Below are 7,128 nucleotides of genomic sequence, written 5' to 3'. Positions count from 1 at the left end.
GGCCGATGTCTAGAATAGCCGCGTCGTATTTGGCCAAAATCTCCGTTACAGAAGCCGTCAGGCCCGGACGGTCTTCCCCTGTAATACGAATCAGGATGAGTTCTGTGGTTAATGGTTGCATAAGTCTTTCTTTTATTATGAGATTATCGACTACAAATATAGGGAAAATCTCCGCTATTTATGCTAAATAACATAAAATTTTAGGCTAAAAAAGTGAGAAAATTGTTTGTTTATTTGGAAGATAGTCTAAGAATTACTTACCTTTGCAACCGATTTCAGGATTAAAGGCTTTGACTATCAATGGATTCTGTCCGTTTATGCAAAGTTTGAAGACAATGTTCCGGGAAGAAATCACTGTTGAAAGGACAGGCCCGGATAGTATTAACCAAAACCGTATTGCATGAGACATGTAAAATGGATTTTTGTTGTATTACTAATCAGTTCCTTGACTTCTTTTGTAGGAAAAGACAAACCCACCGGAGGTTTGAATGTGGGTGATATCGCCCCGGATTTTACAATCCAAACGATGTCGGCCGAGCAATCAAAGCTTGAGCTTTCAACCATGAAAGGCAAGTATGTGTTGCTTAGCTTTTGGGCAAGTTACGATGCGCAATCCCGGATGCAGAACACCAGTTTGAGCAATGCACTTCGTTCTACTGCCCGTAATGATGTGGAAATGGTTTCTATTTCATTTGATGAATACAAATCCATCTTTGAAGAAACCATTCGTAAGGACCAAATAGTTACGCCCACTTGTTTCGTGGAGACGAAGGGCGAATCTTCCGGCCTGTTCAAGAAGTATCGCTTAGGCCGTGGATTCACTAACTATTTATTGGATGATAATGGTGTAATTGTAGCCAAAAACATCTCTGCTGCAGAACTTTCCACTTACTTGAATTAAGCTTTCCCGCAATTGCGATGCTTGATAAACCAGTAAGACGAAAGTGAATGTGTTCTTCCTGAACCGGAGCCTTTGGCCGATGAAGGAGAAACGAACAAAAGAGGAAATGAATACAACAAAAATCCCCTCTTGAGCTTGTAGAAATACAAGTGCAGGAGGGGATTATTAGTTTCCGGCCGATGCTGAATTTTTTTGAATGTTTTCGGACGAAAGCGGGGATGTATTTGTTGACGAGCGGCAATGTTTTCGGGCAGAAGCGGGGATGTTTTTCTTTTCTTGTTCTTCTCTTATCAGCCCCGTTTTCCTACTTCAAGTCATAAGAGTTCTTCTATTCTGCTGTGTCAAGCTGAGGTTTAGAGCCGTCAAGTTCAGGTTTAAAATTTTAAAGGTCAGCTTTAGCATTGTAAACCTGACCTTTAAAAAACTATTCCTTTTATTTGGGTGCTTTCTTATACAAATAGAAAGCGATGAACGCATAGAGCAGGTTTGGAATCCATACAGCTATTACCGGTGGCATATTGCCATTCACGGCAAAGGTAGAAGCGATGGTCTGAAACAGAATGTAGGAGAAACTCAATCCCAAACCTATGCCCAGATGGAGCCCCATGCCGCCCTTCGTCTTTTTAGATGATAAGGATACACCTATCAATGTCAGGATAAACGAGGCAAACGACATGGCAATTCGTTTGTGGTATTCTATTTCAAACTCTTTGATGTTGGCAAAACCGCGTTGCCGTTGTCTGTCTATGTATTCGCTCAGCTGGGGGCTGGTCAGCATCTCCTGTTGGTTTTTCATAATCAGGAAATCGGCCGGCTCCATGAAGAGGGTGGTGTCTATCTTTTCACCTTTCGTGATACTTTCCTTCATTCCGTCCATTTGACGAATCATGTAGTCTTTAATGATCCATTTGTGTACAGCAGTGGTGTCGTATGTGACAGAACGTGCCGTAAGATGCGAAACCAGCTGTTTATCTTTGAACTTATCCAAAGAAAAGCGATAGCCGGTCTTGCTGTAATTTTCAAAGCGTTCGATGTAGGCTATCACTCCCGAATCCACTTCCAACTGGATATTCCGTGCTGTATTTTTCTTACGGGGCTTATAGTATTTGTCTTCGAAATTGATACGTGTCACGCTGCCTTTTGGAATGATATAAGCTCCTAAGCAAAATGTCACGACAGCGATAATTGCTGCCGATACCATATAAGGACGCAACATTCGCTTGAAGCTCATGCCCGTAGAGAACATGGCGATAATTTCCGAGTTCTCCGCCAGTTTAGAAGTAAAGAAGATGACCGCAATAAACACAAACAGCGGGCTGAACAAGTTGGCGAAGTAGGGGATGAAATTCAAATAATAATCGAAGACAATGGCGCTCCAAGGCGCTTCGTGAGACATGAAGCGGTCCATTTTCTCATTGAAGTCGAATACCACCGCAATGGAGATGATCAATGCGATGGCAAAAACATACGTTCCCAGGAATTTCTTAATGATGTACCAGTCCAACCGCATCAGGAATTTGTTTCCCGGCAGTTTGGTGCCTTGCCATATCTTCCAATTAATCTTTTTCATAACCGTGTAGATACTCGTTTCACCATCATCGGTTTCCACGTAGCGAAATCACCGGCAATGATGTGTTTACGGGCTTCACCCACTAACCACAGATAAAAAGCCAAATTATGAATGGACGCAATCTGCATCGCAAGCAACTCTTGAGCATGGAACAGATGACGCAAATAGGCTTTGCTGTACATGGTATCTACGTAAGATGCACCGTCTGCCTCAATAGGAGAGTAGTCCATTTCCCATTTTTTGTTACGCATGTTGATAATGCCGTCTTTGGTGAACAGCATGCCGTTGCGTCCGTTACGGGTCGGCATCACGCAGTCGAACATGTCCACACCGCGTTCGATACCTTCCAGAATGTTGACGGGAGTGCCGACTCCCATCAGGTAGCGGGGCTTGTCTTTAGGCAGAATGCCGTTCACCACTTCGATCATTTCATACATCTTATCTACCGGTTCGCCTACGGCGAGTCCACCGATGGCATTCCCATCCGCACCTTTGGAGGCTATGAACTCAGCGGATTGTTCGCGGAGGTCTTTGTACACACAGCCTTGTACGATGGGAAACAATGACTGCCGGTAGCCGTATTTAGGTTCCGTCTCATTGAACCGCTTGATACAGCGGTCCAGCCAACGATGTGTCAGCCCTAAAGACTTCTTGGCATACTCATAGTCGGAGTCTCCGGGAGGACATTCGTCAAACGCCATCATAATGTCCGCACCGATGGTACGTTCGATATCCATCACTTTTTCCGGCGTGAAGATATGTTTGCTGCCATCTATATGCGAACGGAATTCCGCACCTTCTTCGCGCAATTTCCGGATGCCTGCCAATGAAAAGACTTGAAAGCCGCCGCTGTCTGTCAGCATCGGACGATCAAAACCGTTGAATTTATGAAGTCCGCCGGCCCCTTCGATAACTTCCAGTCCCGGTCGCAGATAGAGGTGATAGGTATTCCCCAATATGATTTGCGCCTTGATATCCTCTTTCAATTCGGGCAAATGCACGCCCTTTACGGTTCCCAGCGTACCTACGGGCATAAAGATAGGGGTTTCAATCTGCCCGTGGTCGGTGGTAATCAGTCCGGCACGTGCATTCGTCTTGCTGTCTGTATATTGTAACTCAAATGTCATTCTGCTTTCTTTTCTTTCTTTATGGACAAATCAATGGCATCGGCTACCTTTTCGTCGGTCAGTGCAATGGCGAATACCTCTTTTACATCTTTCACATAGTGGAATGTCAATCCTTTCAGATAGATTTCCTGAATCTCTTCTATATTCTTGCGGTTCTCGTCACTCAAGATGATTTCCTTGATGCCGGCACGTTTGGCTGCCAATATCTTTTCTTTAATGCCACCTACCGGGAGCACCTTGCCGCGGAGTGTTATCTCGCCTGTCATGGCCAGATTGGCTTTCACCTTCCGCTGTGTGAGGGCAGAGGCAAGGGAGGTGGCCATCGTGATACCGGCAGACGGACCGTCTTTAGGAATGGCACCCTCGGGCACGTGGACATGGATGTTCCAGTTGTCGAAAATCTCTTCATCCAGATTCAATAAGGAAGCATGTGCCTTGATATACTCCAATGCAAGCATGGCCGACTCTTTCATCACATCGCCCAAGTTTCCGGTCAATGTCAGACGACCGCCTTTTCCACGGCTCAGGCTTGTTTCCACAAAGAGTATCTCGCCTCCAACAGCAGTCCAGGCCAAACCGGTAACCACGCCCGCATACTCGTTGCCTTGATATTTGTCGCGTGTATATTCGGGGGCGCCAAGGAACTCGTGCAAATCATCCGGTTTGATTTCCGATTTCAGGAAATAGCCATCCGTGGCATATTGACGTGCCGACTTACGGAGAATCTTACCGATCTTTTTCTCCAATTCACGCACGCCGCTTTCACGCGTATAGTTCTCGATGATTGTCTCCAACGTGTTTTTGGACATCTTGATGTCTTTCTTCTTCATACCGTTCGCCTCCAACTCCTTAGGGACAAGGTGGCGGCGGGCGATTTCAATCTTCTCTTCCGTGATATATCCGCTCACTTCAATCAGTTCCATACGGTCGAGCAGCGGACCGGGGATGGTGTTCAGATTGTTGGCTGTGGCAATGAACATTACCTTGGACAAATCGTAATCAACATCCAGGAAGTTGTCATGGAATGTGGTGTTCTGTTCCGGGTCAAGTACTTCAAGCAGGGCAGAGGAAGGGTCTCCCTGACGATCGGCTCCCACTTTGTCTATTTCATCCAGAATAAATACAGGGTTGGAAGATCCTGCTTTTATCAGTCCCTTGATGATACGTCCCGGCATGGCGCCAATATAGGTCTTGCGATGACCGCGTATCTCAGCTTCATCGTGTACACCGCCCAAAGACATGCGGATATACTTCCGCTTCAGAGCTGCCGCGATGGAGCGTCCCAACGAAGTCTTACCGACTCCCGGAGGACCATATAAGCAAATGATGGGTGATTTCATATCACCTTTCAACTTCAGTACGGCAAGATGTTCCAGAATACGTTCCTTTACCTTCTCCAGACCATAATGATCCTTGTTCAACGTCTTTTCGGCATTCGTCAGGTTCAGATTGTCGGTGGTATATACCCCCCATGGTAAGCTGAGCATCGTTTGCAGATAGTTCAGTTGCACGCTGTAGTCGGGAGATTGCGGATGGGTGCGTTCCAGTTTATCTACTTCTTTCAGGAAAACCGCTTTCACTTCCTCGCTCCATTTAATAGTCTCCGCTTTGCGGCGCATCTCTTCGATTTCTTGCTCTTGTCCGCCGCCGCCCAACTCGTCTTGAATGGTTTTGATTTGTTGTTGCAGGAAGTATTCGCGTTGTTGCTGGTCGATATCTTCACGGGCACGCATCTGGATGGATTCTTTGATTTCGGCAAGCTGTACTTCCCGATTCAGGATTTCCAGCAAACGGTAAGTACGTGCGCGCAGCGAGTCAAAGTGGAGCAATTCAATTTTTTCATCCTTTTTCAACGGCAGGTTGGTGCAGATGAAGTCCACCAAAAACATCGGGTTGTTGATGTTCTTGATGGCAAACGCCGATTCTTGCGGAAACATTTCGGATGATTTGATGTATCGTACCGTCAAATCCTTGCATGCTTCCACCAAAGCGTAGAACTCCTTGTCGTTCTTTTCGGGAAACTCTTCATTGAGGGTGGTTACACGTCCCCTCAAGTAGGGTGTGGTTTCCACGATTTCTTTCAGTTCCATCCGCTTAGCCCCTTGAAGAATGACAGTGGTCGTCCGGTCCGGCATTTCCAACACACGAACGATTTTAGCCACTGTACCTATGGTATGCAGATCTTCAAACAAAGGGGAGTCTGTTTCGGCAATTTTTTGGCACACCACAGCTATATAGGAATTTTTCTTTTCGGCCTCACGTATCAGTTTCATAGAAGATTTTCTTCCTATAGCTACAGGCATAAACACACCCGGAAACAATACCATGTTTCGCAAAGGAAGTACCGGCAATATCTCCTCCACGTCAATATCCATCAGTTGTTCTTCATTTCCTTCAAAATCAGCAATTACAGAGAACACGTTTTCACTTCTATCTTCGTTATCACTCAGGTAATCTCTTTTCTTCATTTCTTTCTTTTTAGTTTATGTCAAATTGGCAGGCCAATTCGCCTGCAAAGTTAAGTTATTTTCTTTATAAATAGGCGCTCTTGCTTCTATAAAAAGACAAAAACAGTGCCAAATTTGCAGTAAATCGGCAAGCTTTGATTATTTTTGGAACCGATTAAAGAAGATAAAGATGTCAAAATCGTTTTTTCAGTTTAAACAATTTACTGTTTTTCATGATAAGTGTGCCATGAAAGTCGGTACGGATGGAGTCCTTTTAGGAGCGTGGGCGCCTGTAGAAAAGGCTGAGAATATATTGGATGTAGGAACCGGTACCGGATTAATAGCCTTGCAGTTAGCGCAGCGAAGTCCGCAAGCCCGGATTGCCGCCATCGAAATAGACCTTGCCGCTGCCGAACAAGCAGCGGAAAACGTTTCCCGTTCTCCATGGGCCGATAGAGTGGAAGTAATCTGTCAGGATTTTCGAGATTATTGTCCGGAAAGCAGGTTTGACCTCCTTGTTTCCAATCCTCCTTATTTTGTAGATGCGCTGAAATGTCCGGACGGACAAAGATGCATGGCACGGCATACAGGGGGGCTGAATTATGACTTGCTGTTCAGCCGTTCGTCCTCTCTGCTCAAGGAGCAAGGACGGGTAAGCATCATTATTCCTGCGGAAGTCGAAAAAAAGGTCGTTGACACCGCATGGGGCCATCGTCTTTTCCTGTCACATCGCCTGCAAGTTTTCACCAAGCCCGGAAAGCCGTGTCGCCGTGTTTTGCTGACCTTCGGCTTTGAGATGAAACCCTGTAAAGAAGAGAGGTTGTGCATCGAAGCCGCACACGGCGGATATAGCGACGAATATAGGGCGCTTACCAAAGATTTCTATTTGAACATGTAACAAAGGGAGTCACGATGATTGACATTAATAAAATAGATATAATAGAGGAAGAACTTCTGGCTTATGATAAGCAACTTCTTGAGATACTTCTCCATGACAGGTCAACTGTCAGTAACATATTGTGGGCGACTGAAGATTATCAGGATAATGGGGAAGGCTTTGGAAAAGCGGATTGCATCCGGATT

At 45.6% G+C, this 7,128-nt stretch carries 6 protein-coding genes; 2 read left to right on the top strand and 4 right to left on the bottom strand.

The annotated features are described in order from the left end of the window. A partial coding sequence (locus tag K2G43_RS04235) for an ACT domain-containing protein (protein WP_300153111.1) occupies window positions 1-121 on the bottom strand: 121 nt, incomplete at its 3' end. A 279-nt stretch (window positions 122-400) separates the two neighbouring features. Here K2G43_RS04235 and K2G43_RS04230 point away from each other — a divergent pair. Continuing rightward, window positions 401-901, top strand: a complete 501-nt coding sequence (locus tag K2G43_RS04230) for a thioredoxin-like domain-containing protein (RefSeq protein WP_300153109.1) — start codon at window positions 401-403, stop codon at window positions 899-901. Between the two features lie 433 nt (window positions 902-1,334). Here K2G43_RS04230 and K2G43_RS04225 read toward each other — a convergent pair whose 3' ends face one another. The 3 genes from K2G43_RS04225 to lon are packed head-to-tail and all read right to left on the bottom strand — an operon-like array spanning window position 1,335 to window position 6,066. After that, window positions 1,335-2,471 (bottom strand): LptF/LptG family permease, encoded by a 1,137-nt coding sequence (locus tag K2G43_RS04225; protein WP_297643932.1) that lies wholly within the window; start codon window positions 2,469-2,471, stop codon window positions 1,335-1,337. Then, entirely contained in the window at window positions 2,468-3,598 is a 1,131-nt protein-coding gene (tgt, locus tag K2G43_RS04220) for a tRNA guanosine(34) transglycosylase Tgt (protein ID WP_297643931.1), read from the bottom strand. Before tgt ends, K2G43_RS04225 begins: the two co-directional genes overlap by 4 nt. Further along, window positions 3,595-6,066: an endopeptidase La gene (lon, locus tag K2G43_RS04215; RefSeq protein WP_297643930.1), complete on the bottom strand. Its 2,472-nt coding sequence runs from the start codon at window positions 6,064-6,066 to the stop codon at window positions 3,595-3,597. The genes tgt and lon overlap by 4 nt, the downstream gene beginning before the upstream one ends. Before the next feature lie 169 nt (window positions 6,067-6,235). Between lon and K2G43_RS04210 the strand changes: the two genes are divergently transcribed. After that, a complete protein-coding gene (locus K2G43_RS04210) occupies window positions 6,236-6,943 on the top strand; it encodes a methyltransferase (RefSeq protein ID WP_300153106.1) in 708 nt (235 codons plus the stop codon). Window positions 6,944-7,128 lie beyond the last annotated feature (185 nt).

The sequence above is a fragment of the Bacteroides sp. genome, assembly GCF_029057325.1.
Classification (GTDB): Bacteria; Bacteroidota; Bacteroidia; order Bacteroidales; family Bacteroidaceae; genus Bacteroides.
Note: the sequence above shows the minus strand (reverse complement) of the source record. Positions and strands in the feature narration are given on the sequence as shown.

Coding starts and splice junctions, on each gene's coding strand:
- K2G43_RS04230 (WP_300153109.1), top strand. CDS start 401: ATGAGACATGTAAAATGGATTTTTGTTGTATTACTAATCAGTTCCTTG.
- K2G43_RS04225 (WP_297643932.1), bottom strand. CDS start 2,471: ATGAAAAAGATTAATTGGAAGATATGGCAAGGCACCAAACTGCCGGGA.
- tgt (WP_297643931.1), bottom strand. CDS start 3,598: ATGACATTTGAGTTACAATATACAGACAGCAAGACGAATGCACGTGCC.
- lon (WP_297643930.1), bottom strand. CDS start 6,066: ATGAAGAAAAGAGATTACCTGAGTGATAACGAAGATAGAAGTGAAAAC.
- K2G43_RS04210 (WP_300153106.1), top strand. CDS start 6,236: ATGTCAAAATCGTTTTTTCAGTTTAAACAATTTACTGTTTTTCATGAT.